This is a genomic window from Streptomyces sp. 4N124 (assembly GCF_052245395.1).
GTDB lineage: Bacteria > Actinomycetota > Actinomycetes > Streptomycetales > Streptomycetaceae > Streptomyces.
Genome location: NZ_JBQQBS010000006.1, coordinates 131,377 through 157,593, shown reverse-complemented (window position 1 = coordinate 157,593; position 26,217 = coordinate 131,377). Strand labels below are relative to the sequence as shown.

The window sequence follows — 26,217 nt, the reverse complement described above, 5'->3', positions numbered from 1 at the left end:
TGAGGGATTCGCACCCGCGGTGCTTGGCACTGTTGAGTTGTGCTGCCGTTCTCCATGCCAAACAGCTAAGGTGCGCGGGGCTTTCAGCGTCTCACCAAAAAGTTTGACGGTCAACACGATCACGCCCTGCATTGGCGGGCATCCCGGGGGCGCGCGGCCGTAAAAGCGGCGGCGCTGCTGCTCCTGCGGGCCTCTCAGGGCGTGACGATCATCCTTGCCTGCGGAGCCTGCCACGGCAACCGGTTCTTGGCAACCACCAGGCCCTTTCTGCTCGGGGCAACTGCCGGTGGCACGTCCCTCCGCTTCCGCCAGGGCCGCTTTACAGAAATCGCTCAGCGGATCGAGAAGCCGTCGTAGCCGCCGCGGGGTGTGTCCCAGATCTCGGTGACTCCGTCGACGCGGCCGGGCGTGTCGGCGCCCCCGAGCCAGTCGAGGAGCCCTTGGCACGCTCCGCGCGGGCCCTCCGCGACCACCTGGACCCGTCCGTCCTCCAAATTGAGAGCAAAACCACTCAGGCCGCCGATCTCGAGCGCCTTGGCCCGTGTGAACCAGCGAAAACCCACACCTTGGACGCGTCCACGCACCCAGGCGACCAACCGCACATCCTCGCTCATGAGTGCAACCTAACGGGCCAATGTCTCTCTGGGCACTTCCTCACCGAGCGCCATGCGGTACCGTCCAGCCCCAATGAATCTCATATGAAACTCACTCGATCGAGTGAGTTGCGTTGACCGCATGGGCGAGTCGACCGCACAGGACGAGGAAGGCAAGGACATGGGACGCCACCGACGCTCAGCCGCCGGCCGCGCCGCCACGGGCCGCGCCACGGGGGTCACAGATACGTACGGTTCCCGCACAGGGAGCCACGACCCGCAGGACTCGTACGACGCATACGACGCGTACGCGGCAGACCACCCCACGGTGGGCATGGCGCCCTACCTGGGCACCCCGGCATACGCCGAGACCACCGCCCGCAGCGAGCGCTACCTCTTCGCCTCGGACGAGGACTACCGCGTCGTCTTCCCTGAAGCGGCACCCGACGGGGGTGGCCGGCGGGCGGCTGGGCACCGCCGTAAGAAGAAGGCGGCGCGCCCGGTGCGCGCCGGACTGCTCGGCGTCTCCGCCGCGGTCGCTATCGGCACCGTCGCGGTCGCCACGGGTGTGGTGCCCGGCGTGGAGAACTACAAGCTCGGCGGCGGCAGCGACAGCGGCGACAACGTGCAGGCCGTGGACACGCCCTCGAACAGCGCGACCGAGCAGGGCGGCACGTCCGGCGCCACCGACAGCCGCGAGACCGACGAGTCGACGAGCCGGGGCGACGAGCGTTCGGCCTCACCGGCGCCGTCCGCCTCGGCGTCCACGGCGCCGAGCGAGACTCCGTCGAAGGAGCCGAAGGCCCCGCCGGCCAAGACCAAGAAGCCGAAGCCCACTCCCACCCCGTCGCGCCCGGCCACCAAGGCGCCGGAGAAGGACACCAAGGCCCCGGTGACGGTGTCCGCCGAGGCCAGGGCCGAGGCCGAGGTGCTCAAGCTCGTCAACCAGGAACGGGCGAAGGTGGGCTGCAGCCCGGTCTCCGCGAACAGCGCGCTGGCCGACCTGGCCCGGGACTTCAGCGACGCCATGGCCGCACTGGGCTTCTTCGACCACACCGACCCCAACGGAGCCACTCCGTGGGACCGGGCCGAAGCAGCCGGGATAGCCGACCTCGGCGGCGAGAACATAGCCCGCGGCCAGGCCGACGCGGCCGCCGTCATGGAGGCCTGGATGAACAGCCCCGGGCACAAGGCCAACATCCTGAACTGCGACTTCAAGACGCTGGGCGTGGGTGTCCACCTCGGGTCCGGTGGACCGTGGTGGACGCAGGACTTCGGGTACTGAGACGTAGCGCTAACTTCTGGTTAGCGCTGCACCCGAGTACGCTTGAGGCATGGACATCATGCAGGAGCGCACGGCGGAGCAGGAGCTGCCGTTCAACGTGTTCGCGAAGGCATGCCCCTCGCGCGGCACGCTGGAGCATGTCACGGGCCGCTGGGGCGGACTGACGCTCGGCGCGCTGTACGAGGGGTCGCTGCGCTTCAACGAGTTGCGCCGCCGCGTGGACGGCGTGAGCGAGAAGATGCTGTCCCAGACGCTGCACGCACTGGAGCGCGACGGCCTGGTGCACCGTGAGGCCCAGCCGACCAATCCGCCCCGCGTGGACTACGAACTGACCCCGCTCGGCCGCGAGATCGCCGAGCGCCTGCTGGCCCTCATCCATTTCGTGGAAGGCCGCATGGACGACGTGCTCACCGCACGGGCGCGCTACGACGAGACGCGCGGCGCCCGCTGACACTTCGGGCAGAAGTAGCTCGACCGGTTCATCCAGGCGCGGCGGCGCATCGGCGTACCGCACCTCTTGCAGGGCAGTCCCTCACGGCCGTACGCATCGAGCGATCGGTCGAAGTAGCCCGACTCCCCGTTGACGTTGACGTAGAGGCTGTCGAAGCTGGTGCCGCCCACCTCAAGGGCCGCGTTCATCACGTCCCGGACGTGGCCCAGGAGTTCGGCGGTGCGCGGGCGGGTGAAGGTCGAGGTGGGGCGCTCGTAGTGAAGGCGGGCGCGCCAAAGGGCCTCGTCCGCATAGATGTTGCCGACGCCGCTGATCAACGACTGGTCGAGCAGGGCCCGTTTGATGGTGGTGCGCTTGCGGCGCAGCGCCTGGTGGAAGGCCTCGTCGTCGAAGAGGGGGTCGAGCGGGTCGCGGGCGATGTGCGCGATGACGTCGGGCAGGCCGTCGGGGGTGTTGTCGTGCAACGACAGGCCGCCGAAGGTGCGTTGGTCGACGAAGCGGAGTTCCGTGGCAAGGTCGTCGGCGAATCTCACCCGGATCCTGAGGTGCTTCTCGTCGACTGCCGCCTGCGGCTGGACCAGCAGCTGGCCGCTCATGCCGAGGTGGGCCAGGATCGACTGGTGCGTGTCCTCCAGGGGCAGCCACAGGTACTTGCCGCGGCGGCTGGGGGTGCCGATGCGGTGGCCCTTGAGGCGGTGTACGAAGTCGTCGGCGCCGGCGAGATGGCGGCGCACCGCGCGCGGGTGGAGGACCTCGGCCTCGGCGACGATGCGATGGGCGACCCACCGCGCAAGGCCCCGCCGTACGACCTCGACCTCGGGCAACTCGGGCATGGGATCCCCCGTAACGAGCCGGTGTACGAGCCGAGCGCCCGCCCCACAAGGCGGGGCGGGCGCTCGTCCTGCGCTGTTCGTCAGGCGGAGGCCTGCGCCTCGTCGGCGCCTCCGGCGGCTTCCGCCACCTCGGCCTTGGCCGCTTCGGCTTCCACCGCCTCGGCCCTGGCCGCTTCGGCTTCCGCCGCTGCGGCCTTGGCAGCCTTGGCACGCTCGTCCGCGGAGGCCTTGATGGACCGCCACGCGGACTCAGCTGCCTGCTGCTCCGCCTCCTTCTTGCTGCGGCCGGTGCCGGTGCCGTACGAGACGCCTCCGACGCGGGCGGCAGCAGTGAAGGTCTTCTCGTGATCGGGGCCGGTCTCCGTGACCAGGTACTCGGGTACGCCGAGCCCCTCGGTCGCGGTGAGCTCCTGGAGACTGGTCTTCCAGTCCAGGCCGGCTCCGAGGTTCGAGGACTTTTCGATCAGTGGGTCGAACAGACGGTGGACCAGCTCTGAGGCCGAGTCCAGACCCTGATCGAGATAGACCGCGCCGATCACCGCTTCCAGGGTGTCGGCGAGGATGGACGCCTTGTCCCGCCCGCCCGTGCCCTCTTCACCGCGGCCGAGCCGGATGAAGGAGCCCAGGTCGAGCCCGCGGCCGACCTCCGCCAGCGCACGCGAGTTGACCACCGCGGCCCGCAACTTGGCCAGCTGGCCTTCGGGCAGGTCGGGGTGGGTGCGATACAGCGTGTCCGTGACGACGAGGCCGAGCACGGAGTCCCCCAGGAACTCCAGCCGCTCGTTCGTCGGCAGACCGCCGTTCTCGTATGCGTAGGACCGGTGGGTCAGCGCACGCACCAGAAGGGCGGACTCGAGCTTGTACCCGAGCCGCCCTTCCAACAGCGTGTGGGACGAGGCCGTGGTCTCCGCAGAGTTCTTCTTCGGCGTGGACACAGTGCCTCTCACCAGCCGCTCAGACCTCGAGGACCTGGCGCTTGTTGTAAGTGCCGCAAGACGGGCACGCGATGTGCTGCAGCTTGGGCTCGTGGCAGCGCTCACACGCAACCAGGGTGGGGACCGCAGCCTTCCACTGCGACCGGCGGTGGCGCGTGTTGCTGCGCGACATCTTCCGCTTCGGAACAGCCACGGCTACTTCTCCTGCTTCTCGTCGGCGCGTGCTGACTGAGGCGCGCCGCCGCTCATCTCGTCCTTCTCGCCGTCTCCGAGTGAACCGGCGAGTCCCTGCAGTGCCGCCCAACGGATGTCGACGGCGTCATGGTGGTGGTCCGGGTCGTCCGCAAGGCGTACGCCGCACTCGGCGCACAGACCTGGGCAGTCTTCCTGGCACACCGGCTGCATCGGCAGTGCGAGCACCACCGCATCGCGCAGCACGGGTTCGAGGTCGAACAGGCCGTCCTCGATGAAGAGCCTGTCCTCGTCTTCCTCGGCGTCGTCGACCGGCTCCGCTTTGACACGGCCCCGGTCATCGGCGTCAGGGTACGAGAACATCTCCTGGAAATCCGCTTCGAGCGCCAGCTCAAGCGGCTCCAGACACCTTACGCACTCCCCCTCGGCCTGTGCACGGGCGGTGCCTGTGACAAGCACCCCTTCCATGACCGACTCGAGCCGGAGTTCGAGCTCCACCGGTGCGCCTTCCGGCACTCCGATGACTCCCTGGATCCCGAGATCCTTGGGAGCGCCGATCTCGCGGGTCAGGCGCTGCAGCGCACCAGGCCGCCGACCCAGCTCGTGCGTGTCGAACACGAGAGGGTTGCGGTGGTCGAGGCGGGCTGTCACGCCGTTCCTGCTTTCGATCTTCGAGCTCAGAGGGACGCCGCCCTTGATGTTTCCCGGGCAGCATGGATCGCGGACGTACACACGACCGAAGAGCCAGGATACTGGACCTTTCGCTCTCGGCCCAATCCGCTGGGCACCGGGGCCTCAGCCGTTGCCGCGTCCCTGCTCGTAGGCCCGCAGTTGCTCGGCACTGATCATGCCGGTGTCGAAGAGGCTGGTCTCGTCGAGGGCGTAGCCCTGCTGGGCCTGCTGGGGCTGCTGTGGCACCTGGTTCGGGTCGTACGCCTGCTGCTGGGCGTCGTAGCCCTGGTAGGCGTACGGGTCGGCCTGCTGGTAGCCGTAGGCGTCCTGCTGCGCGTAGGCCTGCTGGTAGCCGCCGTACGGGTCCTGCTGCGCGGTCTGCTGGTAGCCGTACGCCGGCTGCGGCTGGCCGTAGTCGGGCTGCTGGGGCTGTTCGGGCTGCTGCGGGGCCGGGGCGTCCTGCTCCGCCTGCGCCACGAGGTCGGCGAGGTAGTCGGCGTCGCTGGAGTGCTGGACGGTGCTGATGTCGTCGGCGAGGGCGCCGAGGTCGTCCGAGGCGATACGGCCGTGCAGCTTCTGCCGGCCGCGGCCGACGGCTTCCAGGGTCTTGGCCAGGACCGCCTCGAAGGCGCCCAGCTTGACGTCCACGTACTCGTCGGCGGTGCGGCGCAGGGTCTCGGGGTCGTGGCTGCGCTCGGGGGCGTCCTCGTCCTCGTAGCCCTGCTCGTCGAGGCCGGGTCCGGTGCCGAGGAGCTTCTCGCGGCCGCGGCCGACCGAGCCGAGGGTCTTGGTGAGGACGACCTCGAAGTTGGCGAGCTTGGAGTCGACGTAGTCGTCGGCCTCGGCGCGGATCTCCTCGGCCTCCTTGCGGGCCTCGGCGAGGATGCGGTCGGCCTCGTTCTGGGAGCGGCGGGCGACCTCGGTGTCGGAGATCAGCGAGCCGCGCTCGGCGTGCGCGGACTGGATGATCCGCTCGGCCTCCTGGCGGGCCTGCTCGACCATCTGCTCACGGCCGCCGATCAGCTCCTGGGCCTGCGCGAGGGAGCCGGGCAGCGCCTCGCGCACCTCTTCGAGCAGCGCGAGCAGGTCGGCGCGGTTGACCACGCACGAGGCCGACATGGGCATCGACCGGGCACTGGAGACCGCGGCGACGATCTCGTCGAGCTTCTTCTGCACGTCCACCGTGTGCTCGCCACTCTCTACAGCTGTGATGGAGACGGACGGGTCGACTGTACGGCCATGGGGTGCCCGCCGGACAGCGGGTGACGGATTGTCAGCTTCCGGGGGATTTTCCGGGGGTTTCCGGAGTGGCTTTCCGGGCGCCCGTGATACGGCCCGCTCAGTCCTTCTTCAGGCGCTCGGCAAGGGCCTCGAAGACCACCGGCGGGACCAGGTGGGAGACGTCTCCGCCCCAGGTCGCGACCTCCTTGACCAGGGAGGACGACAGGAAGCTGTAGGTGGGGTTGGTCGGCACGAAGAGCGTCTCGACACCCGTCAGGCCGTTGTTCATCTGGGCCATCTGCAGCTCGTAGTCGAAGTCGCTGACGGCGCGCAGGCCCTTCACGATGGCCGGGATGTCGCGTTCCTTGCAGAAGTCGACGAGCAGGCCGTGGAAGGCCTCGACCCGGACGTTCTCGAATTCGGCGGTGACCTGGCGGATCAGGTCGATCCGCTCCTCGATCTCGAACAGGCCCTTCTTGGACTTGTTGATCATCACCGCGACGTAGACCTCGTCATACAGCCTGGAGGCGCGGCCAATGATGTCGAGGTGTCCGTTGGTGATCGGGTCGAACGACCCGGGACAGACGGCGCGGCGCACTTGAGATCCCTCGCTCTCCGGTCCGGTCATCGTGCGTCTTCGCACGTAGAGGCGGCGCGACCGTACCAAAACGTCCCCTCGCCGTAACGACGGGCCCGGATCGCGTCGAAGCCGGGCGGCCAGCCGAATTCGCCGCCTCTAGTGCTGCGCTCCACGGTGACGAGGGCCTCCGGCGCTAGCCAGCCCTCGGTGCGGAGTGTGAGCAGGATCTCCCGAAGATCGTGATCTGAGACTCGGTACGGCGGATCGAGGAAGACGATGTCGTACGGCTGTTCAGGCGGGGTTGTGCGGATGATCTGTTCCGCTTTACCTGCCCGGACTTCGGCGCCGGGGAGGCCGAGGTTCTTCACGTTCTCCCGGACGACGCGGGCGGCGCGGGCGTCGGCCTCGACGAGGAGGACATGGCCCGCGCCTCGGGACAGGGCTTCCAGGCCCACGGCGCCGGATCCCGCGTACAGGTCGAGGACCCGTTCGCCGGCCAGGGGGCCGCCGAGGAGGGACTGCCAGGTGGAGAAGAGACCTTCGCGTGCGCGGTCGGAGGTGGGGCGCGTACCGGTTCCCGGTGGAACGGCCAGGCGACGTCCGCCGGCTGCGCCGGCGATCACGCGGGTCATCTTGGGTCCTTGGTTGTGGGCGGCTTCAGGTATCAGTGTGGCTGGTCGCGCAGTTCCCCGCGCCCCTCAGGTGGGTCTCCTTCACCCCTTTTCCAAGTACTGCTCTCTCTCCTCGTCCAAGAGGGCGTCCAGGGCCGTTCGTAGGGCTGGGAGCTGCTTCAGGTCCGGGTCGGCTGCCACTACCGCCGCCGCTTCATCCCTCGCCTCCGCGATGATTTCCTCGTCCTCTATGACGGCGAGCATGCGCAGGCTGGTGCGGGCGCCGGACTGGGCCTGGCCGAGGACGTCGCCCTCGCGGCGTTGTTCCAGGTCGATGCGGGAGAGTTCGAAGCCGTCGAGGGTGGCGGCTACGGCGTTCAGGCGCTGGCGGGCGGCGCTGGCTTCCGGCATCTCGGTGACCAGGAGGCAGAGCCCTGGCGCGGAGCCTCGGCCGACTCGGCCGCGCAGCTGGTGGAGCTGGGAGACGCCGAAGCGGTCGGCGTCCATGATCACCATGGCGGTGGCGTTGGGGACGTTCACGCCGACCTCGATGACCGTGGTGGCGACCAGGACATGGGTCTCGCCGGCGGCGAAGCGGCGCATGACCGCGTCCTTGTCGTCGGGGTGCATTCGGCCGTGCAGGACCTCGACCCCGAGGCCTCGCAGGGGGCCCTTGGCGAGTTGGGCGGCCACGTCCAGGACGGCGAGCGGTGGGCGCTTCTCGGCCTCGTCCTCGGGGGACTTCTTCTTTTTCGGGTCCTCCTCCTCGTCGCCGATCCGTGGGCACACGACGTACGCCTGATGTCCCTTGCCGACCTCCTCGCGCACCCGCTCCCAGGTCCTGGCGAGGAAGTGCGGCTTGTCGGCGGCCGGGACGACATGGCTGGCGATCGGTGAGCGCCCGGCGGGGAGCTGGTCGAGGACGGAGGTCTCCAGGTCGCCGAAGACGGTCATGGCGACGGTGCGCGGGATAGGCGTGGCGGTCATCACGAGCAGGTGGGGCGGCTGCTTGCCCTTGCCGCGCAGGGCGTCGCGCTGCTCGACGCCGAAGCGGTGCTGTTCGTCGACGACGACCAGGCCGAGGTCGTGGAACTGCACCTTGTCCTCGATCAGCGCATGTGTGCCGATCACGATCCCGGCCTCGCCGGTGACCAGGTCGAGCAGCGCCTGGCGGCGGGCGGCGGCGCCCATCGAGCCGGTGAGCAGTACGACCTTGGTCCCCTGGTCGGCACCGCCCAGCATCCCGCCCTCGGCCAGCTCGCCCATCATCTCGACGATCGAGCGGTGGTGCTGCTGGGCGAGCACTTCGGTGGGGGCGAGCATCGCGGCCTGACCGCCCGCGTCGACGACGGCGAGCATGGCGCGGAGCGCCACCATCGTGTTGTGGGTCACTGTGAAGTTGTCTGTGACGTAGGCATGGCCCGGGTGGGCGACGCTGATGCACTGGACGGGCTTTCGTCCCACGTACTCCACCGCGCGAATTCCGCGTCGGAACGTGTTGTATTTCGGCCTGGACCGTACACGCTCGGCCTTGCGACTCAGCCTGAAGGGGGCGTATTCGTCAGGCAGGGCCACCGAGACGTTGAAGGCGGCCTTCTTCGGGAGAACCCGCGCCTGGCCACCGAGCGAGCGCACGAGCCAGGCAACGTCGTCCGCAAGCCGGCGCGAAGCTGAGCAGAGCGAGATGCTCAGCCCATCCGCTTGGACCGTGCCATCCGTGTCCAGAAGTCCCTGGAGAAGAGCCAGGCGGTTCTTGATCGAAGTGTTCTTGAACTCGTCAGGAACGAACTTTCCGTGTGACGTCACGCCCCACAGGTTCAAGTCACGCAGGGTTTGGACGACGGGGTTACGGACACCTCCAGCGCGGCGCGTCAGCTGAATCGTGAAGTCACAACGCGAACCCTTCACCGGAACCAGTCGGCATTCAGGAGCCACACTCGCCGCCACGGCATCACGGACCTCGTCGTCGATCGTGGACATTCGCAGGTTGTGCCGGAATGAGCCGTCTCCCAGCAGCAGACCAAACAGGTACGGATCGAGAGGCAGCCCGGAATCACCTCCGAGATCGACCGGGGCAGCAGCCGGGAGGTACCACTTCGAAGATCCGTTTGCTTTGAAGGTGTCCATGCGAATCTCGCGAGTCGTCATGACCTTGGGAGTCTGTCCCCGGTGCCACCCGCTACTGGTGCCAACGATCCATAGATGCTCGTCATCGCACTCGACGTAGGTCCCATCAGAAAGGATCAGGCGCCAGACATCGCGCTCGCCCTGTGGGAAGACCCCGTCGACAAGTGCGACCTCACCGTCGGGAACGACAATTTCGTCCCCCACCTCCATATCGCCCATGCGGCGGAAACCGGCAGGTGTCAGCACGAGCGAGTCGAGAGGCTGGGCCTTGCCCGAACCTACCTCCCCTTGCAACAGCCGGTGCATCGGGTGCTCGGTCGCCAGGTCGTCGAAGATCTCCTTGGAGACCTTCTGCTGGCCCTCGGTGAGGGTGAAGGGGAGGCGGTCGTCGAAGGCCGTGAGGAGGCCGTCCGGCTTGGGTTTGCGGGCGACTGCCGGGAGTTGGGCGTCGGCGTGGCGGCGGCGGGCGAGGGCGACCTGGAGGACGAAGGCCTCGTCCCACTTGAGTCGGGAGCGGGCGTCGGCGATGTCCGCCTTGGTGTGGGGGCGGTGGATCTTGAGCAGGGCCTCGGGGAGGGGGACCAGGCCGCGGCCTTCGCGGAGGGTGTCCGGGAGGGGGTCGAGGGCCTCCTGGGCGCTGGGCAGGACGGTCTGGATCGCCTTGCCGATCTTCCAGGACTCCAGTTTGGCGGTGGCGGGGTAGAGGGGGATGAGGGCGCCGGCCCACGTCTCGACGGTTTCCCCCGCGTCGCCGCGAAGCAACTCGTACGCCGGATGCGCCAGTTGGAGGCGGCGGTTGAAGACGGAGACCTTGCCCGCGAACATCGCGCGGGTGCCCGGCAGCAGTTCCTTGTGGGGCTTGTGAACGCCGTGGCCGAAGAAGACCAGTTGGAGTCGGCCGCTGCCGTCCGTGATGGTGACCTCGAGGCGCTGGCCCTTGCCTCGGGGAGCCTTGGACGAGGCGAAGGTGTGCAGACGGGCGTCGGCGACCATGGCGACCACCGTCACGTGCTCGTCCATGGGGAGGTCGGCCAGGTGCGTGAGCTGGCCCCGCTCCTCATATCTGCGCGGGTAGTGGTGCAGAAGGTCGCCGACGGTGTGCAGGCCGAGATGCTCGGCCATCACCTTCGCGGTGGCGGGGCCGAGCACCTTCTTCAGTGGTTCTTCCAGTGCGGGCACGAGATCCATTGCACACCACGCCACTGACAATCCCGTATACGTCTCGGGAAACCCCTGGTCAGACGGCTCGTTCGAGCCATAGGATGACGCGCTCCGGCCATCCTTTCCGCGGTCACCGGCTCAACCGGGACCGCCCGACCCCGCGCCGTCGCCCGTCCCCCCACCGGCGCCGTGACGATGGACTCCCAGACCTCACAGTCATCCCAGGCACCCCAGTCACCTCATACGTTCCAGGTCGACCTGCGCGGTCTGGTGGACCTGCTCTCTCATCACCTCTACTCCAGTCCCAAGGTCTATCTGCGGGAACTGCTGCAGAACGCCGTCGACGCCATCACGGCGAGACGTGCCGAGCAGCCCGATGCCCCTGCCCGCGTGCGGCTGTACGCGGAGGGCGGGACCCTGCGCGTGGAGGACTCCGGGATCGGGCTCACCGAAGCGGATGTGCACAACCTCCTTGCGACGATCGGCCGCAGCTCGAAGCGTGCGGAGGGGTTGCAGGAGGCCCGGTCCGAGTTCCTCGGCCAGTTCGGCATCGGCCTGCTGGCCTGTTTCGTCGTCGCCGAGCGGATCCGGGTCGTCAGTCTGAGCGCCCGTACGCCCGGCGCGGCGCCCGTGGAGTGGACCGCGGCGGACGACGGCTCGTACACCGTACGGAGCCTGCCGCCGGACGCCCGCACCGAACCGGGCACCACCGTGCATCTGGTGGCGCGGCCCGGCGCCGGGGAGTGGCTCACCGAGGAGCGGGTGCTCGCGCTGGCCCGCGACTTCGGGTCCCTGCTGCCGTACGACGTCCGGGTCGGCGACGAGGCGATCACGGACCTGCCCGCGCCCTGGGACCGTACGTACCCCTCCCCCGCCACCCGAAGGGTGGCCCTGGCCCGGCACTGCCACGATCTGTTCGGCTTCACCCCGCTGGACGCGATCGAGCTGAACGTGCCGCTCGCCGGTGTCCGGGGGGTGGCGTACGTGCTGCCGTCAGCGGTCAGCCCGGCCCAGCGGGCGAGTCATCGCGTCCACCTCAAGGGCATGCTGCTGACCGAGCGGGCCGAACAACTGCTGCCCGACTGGGCGTTCTTCGTGCGCTGCGTGCTCGACACCGACAGTCTGCGGCCCACGGCCTCGCGCGAGTCGCTGTACGAGGACGAGACGCTCGCCGCCGTACGGGACGCTCTCGGGGAAAGGATTCGCGCGTGGCTCACCGGGCTGGCTGCCGGTGATCCGGAGCGGCTGGCCGCTTTCCTGTCGGTGCACTACCTGGGCGTGAAGTCCCTTGCGCGGCACGACAAGGAGATGCTGCGCACGATGCTGCCGTGGCTGCCCTTCGAGACGACCGACGGGCGGCTGTCCCTGGAGGAGTTCGCGCAGCGGCACCCGGTGGTGCACTTCACCCGGACCGTCGAGGAGTACCGGCAGGTCGCGCCGATCGCGTCCGCGCAGGGCGTCGGGGTGATCAACGGCGGTTACACGTACGACAGTGAGCTGGTCGAGGCGCTGCCGTCGGTGCGGCCGGGGACGGTGGTCGCCGAGCTGGACGCCGACACGGTGACCGCCCATCTGGACGCGGTCGATCCGGCGGAGGAGCTGGCGTTGGCGGGGTTCTTGGCGGCGGCGCGGGCGACGCTGGACCCACTGGGATGTGACATAGTACTGCGCGCTTTCCATCCACTGTCCGTGCCCGCACTGCACCTGGACGACCGTGCGGCCCGGCACGAGCAGGCCCGGGCCGAGGCCGAGGAGCAGGCCGACGACCTCTGGGCGGGCATCCTCGGCTCGCTGCGCGGCAGCGCCCCCCGCGCGCGGCTGGTACTCAACCATCTCAGCCCGCTGATCCGCAGGATCAGTTCCCTGCGGGACCCCGAGCTGATCGGCACCGCCACGGAGTCGCTGTACGGGCAGGCCCTGCTGATGGCGCAGCGGCCGCTCAGGCCCGCCGACTCGGCGTTGCTGAACCGGGCGTTCATCGGCCTCCTGGAGTGGGCCACGCACAGCGAGGACGGTCAGCGATGACTGAGATCACGGACTTCGACTCCCTGCGCCGGGCGATGGCGGAGAACGGCGAGCAGCCTGAGGGCCCGGCCCGCAACGCGCGCGCGGAACAGCTGCTGGCGGAGGCCGAGAAGCTGAACATCCCCCTTGCGGTGATCGAGGCGCTCGGGCACCAGCTGAAGGTCTACAACTACAGCTCCGAGAAGGACAAGATGTTCGTCCCCTTCGCGCGCCTGCTGCGCATGTGGGACGAACACCCCGAGGACTTCGACGAGTACGAGACCCATTCGCTGCACTGGGTCTTCAAGTGGATGTCGTCCGGCATGCTCGACCAGCCGCACATCCCGCTCGCGTCCGTCGAGAAGTGGCTCGGCGCGATGGAACACCGCTACCGGCTCGCCGGTCACTCCGAACGGGCCGTGCGCAGCGCCGAGTTCAGTGTGGCCGCGCACATCGGGGACGACGACCGGGCCGAGCGGGCGTACGCCGCCTGGCTGGCCGCCGACCGGGACACCATGGCCGACTGCCACGCGTGCGAGCTGCACGGGCAGGGGTGGTGGCAGGCGGAGCGGGAGCGGGACGCGGCGGCGCTGGAGCTGTGGGCGCCCGTCCTGGAGGGCGAGTTCACCTGCGCCCACGAGCCGCACACGGTCCTGGCGTCGTCCCTGGTGCCCCTGCTGCGGCTGGGCCGCCTCGACGAGGCGCGGGCCAACCATCTGCGGGGTTTCCGGCTCGTACGGTCCATGGAGAGCATGCGCGGCGCGTACGCGGACCATGTGGAGTTCTGTGCGCTGACCGGCAACGAGGCGCGCGGCCTGGAGCTGCTCGCGGAGCGGCCGGCCTACTTCACCGACACCGGACATCCGCGCAGCAGGCTGGACTTCATGAGCGTCGTGGCCCTGCTCATGGACCGGCTGACCGCGCTGGGGCTGGGCGGCCAGCGGGTGCCGGGGCCGGCCGGGCGGGAGTGGACGGCGGGCGAACTCGCCGCTCACGCGCGCGTGGAGGCCATGGCGCTGGCCGGGCGGTTCGACCAGCGCAACGGCACGGCACACGTGAGCGAGCGGGCACGCGCGCGTATGGAGCAGCGGCCACTGGTGGAGCGACTGCCGCTGGGGGTGCGCTCGGCACGTCCCGCGACGGTTCCCGTCCCGCCGGTTCCGGCGCACGATGAGGCCGTGGAGCCCGATCTGCCCGCGCTGCTGGCCGAGGCCCGGCGGCTGTCGGACACCCTGCAGCCGAACGCGATCGAGGCATGGGCGGCGGTCGCCCGAGCCGCCGAGGGGGTTGAACTGTCCCCCCGGGACCGCGCCGAGATCGCCGACCACCGTGCGATGGACCTCGGCCCGGAAGGCATCGACCTGTTCGAGCGCGCCGCTCAGTTGTACGCGGAGGCGGGCGACCCCGGTGAGGCCCTGGCGGCACGCACGCGTGCGGCGTACATGCGCGCGCTCGCGGACGACACGGCCGGCGCGCTCGCCGCCGTGGCAGGCCCCTACGACGAGGTCCTGGCGCTCTACGCCGAGGGCGGCACCGGCCTACCCCAGACGGCGTCGGTACTGATGGGCAAGGCCCGGATCCTGATGCGGCGGGTGCACGAGGCGGAGCATTCGGCGGGTGCCGCTGCCCCGGACGGCGAACCAATGGGCTACGACTCCCCGCAGGACGCGGGCTTCGTGCCGGACGCGGCAGGCGGCGCCTCCCCGAACAGCGAACCCCCGGCCCACGGCTCCCCACACGACCCAGACCCCCTACCGGACGCCACCGGGGACGACCCCTTCCCGGACGGCGAGATCCCGGCCCACCACTCGACGCGGGATGCGGCCGTCGGCCGCTCCTCGTCGGACGGGCTCGGCGGCTCACCGGCCGACCGGGTCTTCGTCGACGCCGAAGCCGCCGCGCGGGAGGTGCTCGCGCTGGTCGAGGGGCGTGCCGGGGACGATGTGCGGCTGGCCTCGCGGGCCGCGGAGGCGCAGGCGATGCTCGCGGAGCTGGCCGCGCATGCCGGGGACGTGGAGGGGGCGGCGGAGCTGTTCGCGCGGGCCGCGGCGGCGTTCGTCGGGGCGGGGCTGCCGTGGTTCGCGGTGGAGTACGAGGCCCGCCTGGCGGGGCTCGCCCACCACCTGGGCGACACGGCGGAGGCCGAACGGGCGCTGCGGGCGGCGCTGGAGCACGGCGGACCGCACCTGGAGCCGGTCGGCCGCGCCCAGCTGCACCTTCAGCTCGCCGAGGTGCTGGGCGGCCGGGGCCGGTCCGCGGAGGCCGCCGAACACGCCCTGGACGCGGCGCACTGGGCCGACGAGGCGGGCGAGGGTCCGACGCTCGGCGCCTGGGCCCGGCACCAGCTCGGCGGGTTCCTGCTGCGCCAGGGACGGTGGGCGGAGGCCGCGGAGGTGCTGGAGTCGGCGCTGCCCGACCTGACCGCCGAAACGCACGGCGACGGCGCGGTCGTACAGACGCAGTGGTGGCTCGGCGACTGTCTGAGCGAGCTCGGCGAGCACCGCGCGGCGGCCGAACGGCGGTTGCAGGCCGCCGAGATCGCCCGGCACTGGCCCGAGCAGCACGACCACGCCACGCTCGCCCATCTCGCCGCCGAGTCGTTGGGGCACGCGGGGCTGCACGACGAGGCCGACCAGGCCTACGCGCGCGCGGGCGACCTGTGGCGCGAACTCGGCAACGTGCACGGCCTGGTGCGTTCCCTGCGCGCCCGCTCCTGGCTCGCGCTGCGCACGCAGGACGGGCCGGACGGGGCACGGGAGCTGATGGCGGGCGCGGTCCGCGACTGCGCGACGGCACGGGACGCGACCGCCGACGAGGAGGCACGGCAGCGCCTCACCGCCGAACTCGGCCACACCCACCGTCAGTTCGGCGACCTGCTCGCCCGGTCCGCCACCGAGGACGCCGAGGACGACTCGATCCGGGCCACCCTCGAAGAAGCCCTGTGCCAGATGCTGGACGCGGTCCCGGTGTTCGCCGCCGCAGGTGACGACGCCCTGCACGCCCGCACCGGCGCCGAACTCGCCGCCGGCTGGCTGGAGGCAGACCTGAGCCGCCCCGCACAGGCCGCCGCACGCGCGCGTGCCGTGCTGGTCGCGTACGACGGTGCCGACGACGGCGACGAGACGGTACAGGCCCGGCGGACGGAGGCGGAGCAGATGCTCCAGCTGATGCAGGAACAGCAGGATCAGCAGGAACAGACGGAGGAATAGGGCCCCTGGAGGAACACGGCCTACTCGACGCCGATGAGCAGCAGCGAACCCTGCCGCCCGCCCCGGTACACCACCGTGTCGACAGCGAGGTACACCTCACGCACGCGTGCTTCGACGCGCTCGGCGATGGAGTCGGGTGCCTCGTCGCCGAGGACGAGGGTGACCATCTCGCCGCCGGCCTGGAGCATGCGGTCGATGACGGTCTCGGCGGTGTCGGTGACGTCCGAGCCGATCACGGCGACGTCGCCGTCGATGAGGCCGAGGACGTCACCGGCCTGGCAGATCCCGGCCGTGGTCCAGGACTGGCGTTCGGCGACGGTCACCTCGGCGTAGCGGGTCGCGCCGGCCGCCGAGGTCATCTGGACGACGTCCTCGTCGAACCGGCGGTCCGGCTCGTGCACGGCCAGCGCCGCGATCCCCTGCACCGCGGAACGCGTCGGGATCAGCGCCACCCGGATGCCCTCCGTGCGCGCCTGCTCGGCCGCCGCGGCGGCGGTGTGGCGCAGGTCGGCGTCGTTGGGCAGCAGGACGACCTCGCGCGCGTGGGCCCGTCGTACGGCGTCGACGAGTTCCCCGCTCGCGGGCGGCTCCCCGGGGCGCGCGAGCACCGTGGTCGCGCCCGCTTCGGTGTACAGCCCGGCCAGCCCCTCGCCGGGCACCACGGCCACGACCGCACGCTGGACGCGCTCGCGGGGCGGGCGTCCGCCGCCGGTGGTGTGCACGTCGCCGACGGCGAAGTGCGTGATCCTGATCCGGTACGGCCGCCCGGCCTCCACGCCCGCCTCCACGGCGGCGCCCGCGTCGTCCACGTGCACATGGACGTTCCACAGCCCGTCGCCGCCGACCACGACGAGCGAATCCCCGAGCGCGTCGAGCCGCTCCCGCAGCCGGGTCACGGCGGCGTCCTCGGCCTCCAGCAGGTAGATCACCTCGAAGGCGGGCCCGCCCTCCTCCAGGACGGCTGTCCCGTCCAGACAGTCAGCGAGGTTTTCGGCGGGCACGCGCGCGTGCCCGTCCGCCGTGCCGAGGTCATCCACGCGCGCGTGCCCCACGTCCACCGGCGACGCCACGGCCACCGCCGCCGGCCGCTCCCCCGTGAACGTCTCCACGAGCGCCCCCAGCACCGCCACCAGCCCCCGCCCGCCCGCGTCCACGACACCCGCGCGCTCCAGGACGGCCAGCTGGCCCGGTGTCGCGGCGAGCGCCGCTCGTGCCCCTTCGTAGGCCGCCCGCGCGACCGTCCCGCAGTCCCCCTCGGCTCCGGTGACGGCGTCCGCGGCGGCCGAGGCGACCGTGAGGACCGTGCCCTCCACGGGGTGGGCCACGGCCTGCCGGGCGGAGTCGGCCGCATGCCGGAGCGCGAGCCGCAGCCCCCGGGCGTCACTGTGAGAGGTCTCACCAAGGGAGGAGGCACCACCGTCTCCGTCGGCAGCGAGCACCTGCGCCATCCCCCGCAGCAGCTGCGCCAGAATCGTTCCGGAGTTCCCGCGCGCCCCGATCAGCGCGCCGTGCGCCATGGCCTGCACGGTGTCGGCCAGCGGCGGCGCCCCCGCACCGCCCCCGACCTCGTGGCCGGTGAAGACCGCATCGACCGCGGCGAGCGCCGACTCCACCGTCAGATACAGGTTCGTGCCGGTGTCACCGTCGGCCACCGGGTAGACGTTGATCGCGTCGATCTCCTCACGCGACCGCCCCAGCGCCTCCAGCGCGAGACCGCACCAGGTGCGCACCGCGAGAGCATCGAAGAATGTCTGCGGCACCTGCGCCACCTGCGCCTCCTTAGGGCCTGGACGTGGGACGCAGCGTAGACCCCGGGCCGGTGTCCACCGGAAGTGGGCCGGAGCGGGGCCCTGAGCAGCCATGGTAGTTTCGTTGTACTGGCGCAGTCGTTGTATGCTGCTCCGGTTGCCCGATCCACATCGGGCCATTTCCCTGGCAACGCCACTCAGATCTCTATCCTGCGATCTTGATCCCGGCCTGCCGGGTTCAACCGTAAGTGCATCTGAAGTCTTTGGAGTGACCCGTGGCTGCCAACTGCGACGTCTGCGGCAAGGGGCCGGGCTTCGGCAACAACATCTCGCACTCGCACCGCCGTACGTCCCGTCGCTGGAACCCGAACATCCAGCGCGTCCGTACCGTGGTCGGCGGGACGCCGAAGCGCGTGAACGCCTGCACCTCGTGCATCAAGGCCGGCAAGGTCTCGCGCTGACGCTACGCGGTAGCGCGGCCACTGCCGGTTCGCTGCAGAAGCCGGTCCACCTCTGGTGGACCGGCTTTTTGCTGCCTCCGGGGCCTGGACGGCACCTAGACGTCCCTGAACCGCCACCCATGATCCACCGGCCCGATCCCCCCACCGAGCGCGAACCCCGCCTCGATCGCCCCGGTGACGTACTCCTTCGCCGCCGCCACCGCCTCCGGCACAGGCAGCCCCTTCGCAAGCCCTGAAGCGATCGCGGAGGCGAGCGTGCAGCCCGTACCGTGCGTGTGCCGGTTGTCGTGCCGGGGCGCCCGCAGCCAGTGCTCCTCCGCCCCGTCGGTGAGCAGATCCACGGCGTCCCCGGGCAGATGTCCACCCTTGATCAGCGCCCAGCGCGGCCCGTACGCCAGAACAGCCGCCGCGGCCCCCCGCATCTGCTCCTCCGACTCGACGTGCACGCCCGTGAGTTGGGCCACCTCGTCGAGGTTCGGCGTCGCCACGGTCGCGACCGGCAGCAGCTTCGTCCGTACGGAATCCAGCGCGGACGCAGCCAGCAGCGAGTCCCCGTGCTTGGAGACACCCACGGGGTCGATCACGGCCGGAGCATCCGTACCGGCGATCAACTCGGCCACCGCCTCGACGAGTTCGGCGGACGCGAGCATCCCGGTCTTCACGGCCTGTACGCCGATGTCGTCGACGACGCTCCGGTACTGGGTCCGCACCGCCTCCACGGGCAGCGGCCAAGCCCCCTGCACGCCAAGGGAGTTCTGCGCGGTCACCGCGGTGACGACGCTCATGCCGTGCACGCCCAGCGCCAGCATCGTCTTCAAGTCGGCCTGGATTCCGGCGCCTCCACCGGAGTCGGAGCCCGCGACCGTCAGCACTCTCGGCGGCGCGCTCACGACTCGATGTCCCCGAAGTGGTCCCAGCCGCCCTTGCTCGTCCACGGCGCCCCGTCGACCGTCACCTGGGGCAGCGCCGACGGGTTGAGCACCTCGCCGATGACCTTCCAGCGGGCGGGCAGCTTCACGTCCGGCGGGAAGGTCGCCACGATCGCGTGGTCCTCTCCCCCGGTGAGCACCCACTGCATGGGGTCGACGCCGACGGCCTGCCCAATGTCGTTCATCTGGGAGGGGATGTCGATCGCGCCGGAGCGGATGTCGATACGGACCTTGCTGGCCTCCGCGATATGCCCGAGGTCGGCGATCAGCCCGTCGCTCACGTCGCACATGGCGGTCGCGCCGAGCCCGGCCGCGGCCGGCCCCGCGTGATACGGCGGCTCCGGGCGCCGGTGCGCCTCCACGAAGGCCCGGGGTGAACGGAACCCGCGCGACAGCACCGCGTACCCGGCCGCCGACCAGCCCAGCCAGCCCGTCACCGCGACGATGTCCCCGGGCTGCGCACCGCCCCGCGTCACGGGCTCCTGATTGCGCAGATCGCCAAGCGCGGTGATCGACACCACGATCGTGTCGCCCCGTACGACATCCCCGCCGACCACCGACGCCCCCGCGACCTGGCACTCGTCGCGCAGTCCGTCCATCATCTCGGTCGCCCAGGCCACCGGGAGTTCGGCCGGGACGACCAGGCCGAGCAGTAGTGCGGTCGGTACGGCGCCCATGGCCGCGATGTCCGCGAGGTTCTGTGCGGCGGCCTTGCGGCCCACGTCGTAGGCCGTGGACCAGTCGCGGCGGAAGTGCCGCCCCTCGACGAGGATGTCGGTGCTCGCCACGACCCTGCGGTCGGGTGCGGCGACCACCGCGGCGTCGTCGCCGGGGCCGACCCGGACCGCCGGGGTGGTGGTGAGACGGGAGGTGAGCTCCCTGATGAGCCCGAACTCCCCCAGCTCACCAACAGTGCCCTTCATTGTCCTTTCGCCCCTTCTGTGCCTGTCCGTGCCCGGTCGCGCGTCACCAGTGTCCTCGATACGGTCGAGTTGACCGTCAACTTCTGTCGTGCCTGCACCCCGGCGCGCAAGCCCCGGTCCCCGCAGGTCTCCCCGCGGCGAGCGGCGACGCGATACCGTGGCGTTCCTTTTCCCCACATGATCCTCGTGGCCGCCCTGGAGGTTCCGTGGTACAGGCGTACATCCTGATCCAGACGGAGGTCGGCAAAGCGTCGACCGTCGCCGAGACGATCAGCAAGATTCCTGGGGTGATCCAGGCCGAGGATGTGACAGGACCTTATGACGTGATCGTGCGTGCGCAAGCAGACACCGTCGACGACCTCGGCCGCATGGTGGTCGCCAAGGTCCAGCAAGTGGACGGCATCACACGAACCCTGACCTGCCCCGTCGTTCATCTGTAGCCCCCGTCTACCCTTGGCCGGTGACCTTCTTTCCCCACCGGCTCATCGGTCTGCCCACCGTCGCTCTGTTGATCACCGTCGCGGGCTGCTCCTCAGCAGACGACAGCGCCCGGGCCGCGGTTCCCGGTCCGGGCACCAAGGTCACGAAGCTGTGCCGAAACCTGGACACGGTGTTGCCGTCCAAGGTCGACGGTCAGGATCGCCGGGATCCCGAACCTGCCTCCGCGTTGACCGCGGGGTGGGGGGACCCGGCGATCATACTGCGGTGCGGTGTTGAGCGGCCTGAGGAGATGAACGACTCCCAGTCCGACGGGGTCGATGTGAACGGCGTCGGCTGGTTGCTGCAGGAGCAGGACAGCGGGGACTTCCGGTTCATCACGACGTTGCGCAAGGCATACGTGGAGGTGATCATCCCCAAGGACCGCACGGGTGACGGCATGGCGCCGCTGGTTGATCTGGCGCCCGCCGTCAAGAAGGCGGTGCCGGAGGGGATCGCCGACTGAGCGCCTGGGGGACCTCAGTCACCGCAAGCCCGTTGACCTGCGCAGTGCCGCCTGGATCAGCCTGTCCACCAGCTCGGGGTAGCTGACTCCGCTCGCCTGCCACATCTGGGGATACATCGAGATCGGGGTCATGCCGGGCATGGTGTTGATCTCGTTGATGACGAAGCCCTGGTCCGTGAGGAAGAAGTCGGCGCGGACCAGGCCTTCGCAGGAGGCTGCCTCGAAGGCGTCGACGGCGAGCTGCTGGACCTCCGCCGTCTCTTCCGGCGTGAGCGGCGCGGGGACGATGCCCGGTGTGGAGTCGATGTACTTGGCCTCGAAGTCGTAGTAGGCGTGGGTCTCGGGCGAGGGGATCTCGGAGGGCACCGAGGCCCGCGGGCCGTCCTCGAAGTCCAGCACCCCGCACTCGATCTCCCGGCCGCGCAGCGCGGCCTCGACGAGGATCTTGGGGTCGTGGCGCTGGGCCTCGGCGATCGCGTCGTCGAGCCCGGCCAGGTCGTCGACCTTGGTGATGCCGATCGACGAACCCGCGCGCGCGGGCTTCACGAAGAGCGGCCAGCCGTGCTCGCCGGCGAAGTCGACGATCTTCTTGCGGGCGGCGGACTCGTCCTGCTCCCACTCGCGGGGCCGGATCACCACGTACGGGCCGACCGCGAGCCCGAACGACGTGAACACCCGCTTCATGTACTCCTTGTCCTGGCCGACGGCCGAGGCGAGCACACCCGAGCCCACGTACGGCACCCCGGACAGCTCCAGAAGGCCCTGGAGGGTGCCGTCCTCGCCGTACGGGCCGTGCAGGACGGGGAAGACGACGTCGACCTCACCGAGCGCCTTGGGCACCGATCCGGGCTCGCTGTAGACGACTTCGCGGTTTCCCGGGTCGACGGGGAGCACCACACCGCCCTCACTCGACTCGGCGAGCTCCGCGACGTTGGGCGTACGGCGCTCGGTGATCGCCATGCGCTCCGGTTCGTCGGCGGTGAGCGCCCAGCGGCCGTCCTGGGTGATGCCGATCGGCAGGACGTCGTACTTGGTCCGGTCGATGGCCTTGAGGACGGCGCCGGCGGTGACCACGGAGATCCCGTGCTCGGAGCTGCGTCCGCCGAACACGACGGCCACGCGCGGCTTGCGAGGCGGCTGCTGGGGGCTCTGGGGGAGGTTCTCGGTGCTCATATCGCGTTGAGGGTACCCGTTGGTAGCGCCCGGACACAGCGTCCGCATCCCGGTGTTGCCCGGGCGTCGCTCAGCGTCGTTCGGGCTTCGCGCTGCGCGACATCAGCTCCTTGAGGGCGACCACCGGAGGCTTGCCCTCGTGCACGATGCCGACGACCGTCTCCGTGATCGGCATGTCGACGCCGTGCCTGCGGGCCAGATCCAGCACGGACTCACAGGACTTGACGCCCTCGGCGGTCTGCTTGGTGACCGCGATGGTCTCCTGAAGGGTCATGCCCTTGCCGAGGTTGGTGCCGAAGGTGTGGTTGCGGGACAGCGGCGAGGAACAGGTCGCCACCAGGTCGCCCAGGCCCGCGAGTCCGGAGAACGTCAGCGGGTCGGCACCCATCGCCAGACCGAGCCGGGTGGTCTCGGCGAGACCACGTGTGATCAAGGACCCCTTCGCGTTGTCGCCGAGCCCCATGCCGTCCGCGATGCCGACGGCGAGGCCGATGACGTTCTTCACGGCACCGCCCAACTCGCAGCCCACCACGTCGGTGTTCGTGTACGGGCGGAAGTACGGCGTGTGGCAGGCGGCCTGGAGCCGCTGGGCCACGGCCTCGTCGGTGCAGGCGACCACGGAGGCCGCCGGCATCCGCGCGGCGATCTCACGGGCGAGGTTGGGTCCGGTCACGACGGCGACACGGTCCTGACCCACCTTGGCGACGTCCTCGATGACCTCGCTCATCCGCATGGCGGTGCCGAGTTCGACCCCCTTCATGAGGGAGACGAGGATCGTGCCGGGCGCGAGCAGCGGCACCCACTCGGCGAGATTGCCGCGCAGGGTCTGCGAGGGGACGGACAGGACCGTGAAGTCGGCGCCGGCCGCGGCCTCGGCGGGGTCGGTGGTGGCCCGCAGGTTCTCCGGGAGCTCGATGCCGGGGAAGTACTCGGGGTTCATCCGGCTGGAGTTGATGGCGTCGGCGACCTCCGGCCGACGCGCCCAGATGGTGACCTCGCAGCCCGCGTCGGCGAGCACCATGCCGAAGGCGGTACCCCACGAACCGGCGCTGAAGACAGCCGCCTTGACCCGCTTGCTCACGTGCCCTGCCCCTCTTCCTGTACGGCCTTGCCCTCCGCCTGGACCCTGCTCCTGCGCCGCTGCTCGATCCGCTCCTGGCGCGGGTCGTACGGCGTCTCGGGCGCCTTCTCACCGCGGATGTCCTCCAGCTGGCGAGTGATGGCGGCCATGATGACCTCGGTCGCCTCCTTCAGGAGTTCCGGGGTCATCTCCTCGTCGTAGAAGCGCGTCAGGTCGACGGGCGGGCCCGCGAGCACGTGGTGGGTCTTGCGTGGAAGGACGTTGAGCTTCTTGGCGTACGGCGGCAGCAGTTCGTTGGCGCCCCACTGGGCGACGGGAATCACCGGGCACTTGGTCTGCAGGGCGACGCGCGCGGCGCCGGTCTTGGCGGTCATGGGCCACTGGTCCGGGTCGCGAGTGATCGTTCCCTCCGGGTAGAACACCACGCACTCGCCGCGCTCCACGGCGGCGATCGCGGCCCGGAAGGCACTGAGCGCGTCCGTGGTTTCCCGGTAGACGGGGATCTGCCCGGTGCCGCGCATCGCGGCGCCGACGAACCCCTTCCTGAAAAGGCTGCTCTTCGCGAGGAATCGCGGAACACGGCCGGTGTTGTACTGAAAGTGCCCGTAGCCGAAGGGGTCGATGTGCGAATTGTGGTTCACCGCGGTGATAAATCCGCCCTCAGCCGGAATGTGCTCCATTCCACGCCAGTCCCGCTTGATCAGAACCACCAGCGGCGGTTTGCAGAGGACCGCTGCGAAGCGGTACCAGAAGCCGATTCTGCGGCGGGGCACGCGGACACCTTCCTCTAGGGCCTGGGGGGCCGCACAAGTGTCGCCCCAGGCCGCCGGTCTGTCGAGAACACCGTACGCCCCGAGCACCCGCCCGCCAGATGGCAGGTGACAATGGCCGCGACAAGAGAGGGACGAACGCTCGTGCAGTGGACCTTGGTGATACCCCTGAAGCCTTTGGCGCACGCCAAGAGCAGGCTCTCGGACACCGCCGCCGACGGGCTGCGCCCGGGCCTCGCCCTCGCCTTCGCCCAGGACACCGTGGCGGCCGCGCTGGCCTGCCAGGCGGTCCGTGATGTGGCGGTTGTCACGGGAGACGCCCTGGCCGGCCGTGAGCTGGCCGCCCTGGGCGCCCGTATCGTCCCCGACGAACCCGCAGGCGGCCTGAACGCGGCCCTGACGCACGCCGCGACGGTCGTACGGGCATCCCGCCCCCGAACCGCGCTTGCCGCACTCAACGCCGATCTTCCCGCCCTGCGCCCAGCGGAATTGGCCCGAGTCCTGGACGCGGCCGCGGAATTCCCCCGCGCTTTTCTCCCGGATGCGGCCGCAATCGGCACAACTCTGCTGGCCGCCACCCCCGACCGTGAATTGCACCCACAATTCGGCACCGATTCCCGAGCCCGCCACCGCTCCTCCGGCGCGGTGGAACTCACCCTGGACGCGGTGGATTCCGTACGCCAGGACGTGGACACCGGCGAGGACCTGCGCGCGGCACTGGCACTGGGGGTCGGCCCAAGAACAGCAAAGGCAACGGCACGCCTCTTGATCACGGGGTTGTGAGAGCGCCCCGTAGGGGCGCGGGGAACTGCGCGACCAGCCCCAACGGCGCCGCACCCAACGAACAACCCAAGGCAGCCCATACTCTGTCAGCATGCAGGCCACCGCATACACCTACGACGCAACCACCCGCACCGGCAGCGTGCTGCTCGACGACGGCACCCCCCTCCCCTTCGACGCCCCAGCCTTCGACGCCGGCGGCCTCCGCCTGCTCCGCCCCGGGCAGCGCGTACGGATCGAGGTCGAGGGCCCCAAAGACGGCCCGCGCATCACGCTGGTGACGCTACAGACCCTGTGAACGCGGCGAAAAACACCGCGGGCCGGACTCCATGAGGGAGTCCGGCCCGGCACGTGAGTACCCCTGTGCCCCGCTTACTAGCGAGCGGTGGCCCTCTTGGCGGTGGTCTTGCGCGCGGACGACTTCTTGGCGGGGGCCTTCTTGGCCGTCGCCTTCTTCGCCGGGGCCTTCTTGGCCGTCGCCTTCTTGGCGGTGGTCTTCTTCGCCGCGGTCTTCTTGGCCGTCGCGGTGGTCTTCTTCGCGGTCGTCTTCTTGGCCGTGGTCTTCTTGGCGGCCGCGGTGGTCTTCTTCGTCGCCGCCTTCCTCGCCGTGGTCTTCTTCGCGGCGGCCGCCTTGGTGGTCTTCTTGGCCGCGGCCTTCTTGACCGTGGCCGCGGCACCGCCGGTCAGGCTGCCCTTGGGCGCCTTCTTGACGGCGACCTCGCCACCGCGCGGGAGCTTCTTCGAGCCGCTCACCAGGTCCTTGAAGCCCTGGCCCGCGCGGAAGCGCGGCACGGAGGTCTTCTTGACCCGAACCCGCTCGCCGGTCTGAGGGTTGCGGGCGTAACGGGCGGGACGGTCGACCTTTTCGAACGAACCGAAGCCGGTGACCGAGACCCGGTCGCCTCCGACCACCGCGCGGACGATGGCGTCCAGTACCGCGTCGACAGCATCGGCGGCCTGCTGACGGCCGCCCATCTTGTCGGCAATCGCTTCTACGAGCTGCGCCTTGTTCACGTCTTCCCCTTCGGAGACATCGCCAGAACGAAAGTGTTCAAGCTTTTTCGCACGTTAGGCAGATATATACCGCAAATCAAACACGAAACGGGCTTATCACCCTTGTGCCGCAGCGGACTCGGCGGTCTTAAGGGCTGTTCAGCCTTCCTCTTCGGGGAATCGACCCTCGTCGAGGTCGGCAGTGAACCGCTCCAGACGCCTTGTCGCATCGGCGAGATCGTGCTTGGCCGCGGCCGTAATGACCAGCAGCTTCCGGGTCAGCGCCATCCGTACGCCCTCCGGGACTTGCAGTGCGCGCACCCTTGCGTGCGCTTCCTTCAGTTGGCCCGCGACTGCCGCATAGAGCTCGAGTTGGCCGTCGTGTTCCATGCACAGATTGTGCCATCTGGGGCGAGTTGTCGCCTGCCCAGGGTGCAACTGCCGCCTCAAACGGCCTTCCGAGCACGCGCGAAAGCCGCGGCTACAAGGCTCGCGTACCCCGGCAACAACCGCTCTAACGTGGGAAGTTGAAGACGCCCGCC

General features: G+C 70.0%; 26 protein-coding genes. 9 read left to right on the top strand and 17 right to left on the bottom strand.

Going from position 1 to position 26,217, the window contains the following annotated elements:
* Positions 1–332: 332 nt before the first annotated feature.
* Positions 333–614, bottom strand: a complete 282-nt coding sequence (locus ACTWQO_RS08425) for an acylphosphatase (RefSeq protein WP_301984547.1) — start codon at positions 612–614, stop codon at positions 333–335.
* Between the two features lie 160 nt (positions 615–774).
* Between ACTWQO_RS08425 and ACTWQO_RS08420 the strand changes: the two genes are divergently transcribed.
* Positions 775–1,878: a CAP domain-containing protein gene (locus ACTWQO_RS08420; RefSeq protein ID WP_443236661.1), complete on the top strand. Its 1,104-nt coding sequence runs from the start codon at positions 775–777 to the stop codon at positions 1,876–1,878.
* 49 nt (positions 1,879–1,927) lie between these two features.
* The gene (locus ACTWQO_RS08415) at positions 1,928–2,329 is read left to right on the top strand and encodes a winged helix-turn-helix transcriptional regulator (RefSeq protein WP_443236570.1); all 402 of its coding nucleotides are present in this window, start codon (positions 1,928–1,930) and stop codon (positions 2,327–2,329) included.
* Here the strand turns inward: ACTWQO_RS08415 and mutM are convergent.
* The 8 genes from mutM to ACTWQO_RS08375 all read right to left on the bottom strand — a co-directional run bounded on the left by mutM (position 2,302) and on the right by ACTWQO_RS08375 (position 10,688).
* Positions 2,302–3,162 carry a bifunctional DNA-formamidopyrimidine glycosylase/DNA-(apurinic or apyrimidinic site) lyase gene (gene mutM / locus ACTWQO_RS08410; RefSeq protein WP_443236569.1) on the bottom strand — a complete coding sequence of 287 codons (861 nt, stop codon included), beginning with the start codon at positions 3,160–3,162 and terminating at the stop codon, positions 2,302–2,304. The two genes, ACTWQO_RS08415 and mutM, sit on opposite strands and share 28 nt — an antisense overlap.
* Before the next feature lie 80 nt (positions 3,163–3,242).
* A complete protein-coding gene (gene rnc, locus ACTWQO_RS08405) occupies positions 3,243–4,097 on the bottom strand; it encodes a ribonuclease III (RefSeq protein ID WP_443236660.1) in 855 nt (284 codons plus the stop codon).
* Between the two features lie 19 nt (positions 4,098–4,116).
* Positions 4,117–4,290, bottom strand: coding sequence for a 50S ribosomal protein L32 (gene rpmF, locus ACTWQO_RS08400; RefSeq protein ID WP_007493396.1), 174 nt, complete (start codon positions 4,288–4,290; stop codon positions 4,117–4,119).
* A 2-nt stretch (positions 4,291–4,292) separates the two neighbouring features.
* A complete protein-coding gene (locus ACTWQO_RS08395; RefSeq protein ID WP_443236568.1) occupies positions 4,293–4,940 on the bottom strand; it encodes a YceD family protein in 648 nt (215 codons plus the stop codon).
* A 144-nt stretch (positions 4,941–5,084) separates the two neighbouring features.
* Positions 5,085–6,143, bottom strand: a complete 1,059-nt coding sequence (locus ACTWQO_RS08390) for an ATP synthase F0 subunit B (protein ID WP_443236567.1) — start codon at positions 6,141–6,143, stop codon at positions 5,085–5,087.
* Positions 6,144–6,300: 157 nt separating this feature from the next.
* A complete protein-coding gene (gene coaD, locus ACTWQO_RS08385; RefSeq protein ID WP_443236659.1) occupies positions 6,301–6,780 on the bottom strand; it encodes a pantetheine-phosphate adenylyltransferase in 480 nt (159 codons plus the stop codon).
* Between the two features lie 26 nt (positions 6,781–6,806).
* Positions 6,807–7,394 carry a 16S rRNA (guanine(966)-N(2))-methyltransferase RsmD gene (rsmD, locus tag ACTWQO_RS08380; RefSeq protein ID WP_210577402.1) on the bottom strand — a complete coding sequence of 196 codons (588 nt, stop codon included), beginning with the start codon at positions 7,392–7,394 and terminating at the stop codon, positions 6,807–6,809.
* Positions 7,395–7,475: 81 nt separating this feature from the next.
* Positions 7,476–10,688 carry a helicase-related protein gene (locus tag ACTWQO_RS08375; RefSeq protein WP_443236566.1) on the bottom strand — a complete coding sequence of 1,071 codons (3,213 nt, stop codon included), beginning with the start codon at positions 10,686–10,688 and terminating at the stop codon, positions 7,476–7,478.
* A 168-nt stretch (positions 10,689–10,856) separates the two neighbouring features.
* Here ACTWQO_RS08375 and ACTWQO_RS08370 point away from each other — a divergent pair, with 168 nt between their 5' ends.
* Together ACTWQO_RS08370 and ACTWQO_RS08365 are read left to right on the top strand one after the other, a co-directional pair.
* Entirely contained in the window at positions 10,857–12,686 is a 1,830-nt protein-coding gene (locus tag ACTWQO_RS08370; protein WP_443236658.1) for an HSP90 family protein, read from the top strand.
* Positions 12,683–15,874 (top strand): tetratricopeptide repeat protein, encoded by a 3,192-nt coding sequence (locus ACTWQO_RS08365; RefSeq protein WP_443236565.1) that lies wholly within the window; start codon positions 12,683–12,685, stop codon positions 15,872–15,874. The genes ACTWQO_RS08370 and ACTWQO_RS08365 overlap by 4 nt, the downstream gene beginning before the upstream one ends.
* Positions 15,875–15,894: 20 nt before the next feature.
* Here ACTWQO_RS08365 and ACTWQO_RS08360 read toward each other — a convergent pair whose 3' ends face one another.
* The gene (locus tag ACTWQO_RS08360; protein WP_443236564.1) at positions 15,895–17,643 is read right to left on the bottom strand and encodes a DAK2 domain-containing protein; all 1,749 of its coding nucleotides are present in this window, start codon (positions 17,641–17,643) and stop codon (positions 15,895–15,897) included.
* Positions 17,644–17,897: 254 nt separating this feature from the next.
* Between ACTWQO_RS08360 and rpmB the strand changes: the two genes are divergently transcribed.
* A complete protein-coding gene (gene rpmB / locus ACTWQO_RS08355; protein ID WP_003993230.1) occupies positions 17,898–18,083 on the top strand; it encodes a 50S ribosomal protein L28 in 186 nt (61 codons plus the stop codon).
* A gap of 95 nt (positions 18,084–18,178) precedes the next feature.
* Here the strand turns inward: rpmB and thiD are convergent, their stop codons facing one another.
* Together thiD and ACTWQO_RS08345 are read right to left on the bottom strand one after the other, a co-directional pair.
* On the bottom strand, positions 18,179–18,973 hold the full coding sequence (gene thiD / locus ACTWQO_RS08350) for a bifunctional hydroxymethylpyrimidine kinase/phosphomethylpyrimidine kinase (protein ID WP_443236563.1): 795 nt from the start codon (positions 18,971–18,973) through the stop codon (positions 18,179–18,181).
* Positions 18,970–19,935: a thiamine-phosphate kinase gene (locus ACTWQO_RS08345; protein ID WP_443236562.1), complete on the bottom strand. Its 966-nt coding sequence runs from the start codon at positions 19,933–19,935 to the stop codon at positions 18,970–18,972. Before ACTWQO_RS08345 ends, thiD begins: the two co-directional genes overlap by 4 nt.
* 206 nt (positions 19,936–20,141) lie before the next feature.
* Between ACTWQO_RS08345 and ACTWQO_RS08340 the strand changes: the two genes are divergently transcribed.
* Complete coding sequence (locus tag ACTWQO_RS08340; RefSeq protein WP_003997603.1) at positions 20,142–20,375, top strand: Lrp/AsnC family transcriptional regulator; 234 nt, start codon at positions 20,142–20,144, stop codon at positions 20,373–20,375.
* 20 nt (positions 20,376–20,395) lie between these two features.
* Entirely contained in the window at positions 20,396–20,878 is a 483-nt protein-coding gene (locus tag ACTWQO_RS08335; RefSeq protein WP_443236561.1) for a DUF3515 domain-containing protein, read from the top strand.
* Between the two features lie 18 nt (positions 20,879–20,896).
* Here the strand turns inward: ACTWQO_RS08335 and ACTWQO_RS08330 are convergent, their stop codons facing one another.
* From ACTWQO_RS08330 to ACTWQO_RS08320, 3 genes are all read right to left on the bottom strand, one after another.
* A complete protein-coding gene (locus ACTWQO_RS08330) occupies positions 20,897–22,051 on the bottom strand; it encodes a D-alanine--D-alanine ligase family protein (RefSeq protein ID WP_443236560.1) in 1,155 nt (384 codons plus the stop codon).
* Positions 22,052–22,121: 70 nt separating this feature from the next.
* Complete coding sequence (locus tag ACTWQO_RS08325; RefSeq protein WP_443236559.1) at positions 22,122–23,132, bottom strand: NAD(P)H-dependent glycerol-3-phosphate dehydrogenase; 1,011 nt, start codon at positions 23,130–23,132, stop codon at positions 22,122–22,124.
* Positions 23,129–23,905, bottom strand: a complete 777-nt coding sequence (locus ACTWQO_RS08320; RefSeq protein ID WP_443236558.1) for a lysophospholipid acyltransferase family protein — start codon at positions 23,903–23,905, stop codon at positions 23,129–23,131. The genes ACTWQO_RS08325 and ACTWQO_RS08320 overlap by 4 nt, the downstream gene beginning before the upstream one ends.
* 141 nt (positions 23,906–24,046) lie before the next feature.
* Here ACTWQO_RS08320 and cofC point away from each other — a divergent pair, with 141 nt between their 5' ends.
* Together cofC and ACTWQO_RS08310 are read left to right on the top strand one after the other, a co-directional pair.
* Entirely contained in the window at positions 24,047–24,685 is a 639-nt protein-coding gene (gene cofC, locus ACTWQO_RS08315; protein ID WP_443236557.1) for a 2-phospho-L-lactate guanylyltransferase, read from the top strand.
* A 91-nt stretch (positions 24,686–24,776) separates the two neighbouring features.
* The gene (locus ACTWQO_RS08310) at positions 24,777–24,980 is read left to right on the top strand and encodes a hypothetical protein (RefSeq protein ID WP_328356325.1); all 204 of its coding nucleotides are present in this window, start codon (positions 24,777–24,779) and stop codon (positions 24,978–24,980) included.
* A 77-nt stretch (positions 24,981–25,057) separates the two neighbouring features.
* On the opposite strand, the gene ACTWQO_RS08305 is transcribed toward ACTWQO_RS08310, so the two are convergent.
* Entirely contained in the window at positions 25,058–25,696 is a 639-nt protein-coding gene (locus ACTWQO_RS08305) for an HU family DNA-binding protein (RefSeq protein ID WP_443236556.1), read from the bottom strand.
* Positions 25,697–25,834: 138 nt separating this feature from the next.
* The gene (locus ACTWQO_RS08300; protein ID WP_362949399.1) at positions 25,835–26,065 is read right to left on the bottom strand and encodes a hypothetical protein; all 231 of its coding nucleotides are present in this window, start codon (positions 26,063–26,065) and stop codon (positions 25,835–25,837) included.
* Between the last annotated feature and the right edge of the window lie 152 nt (positions 26,066–26,217).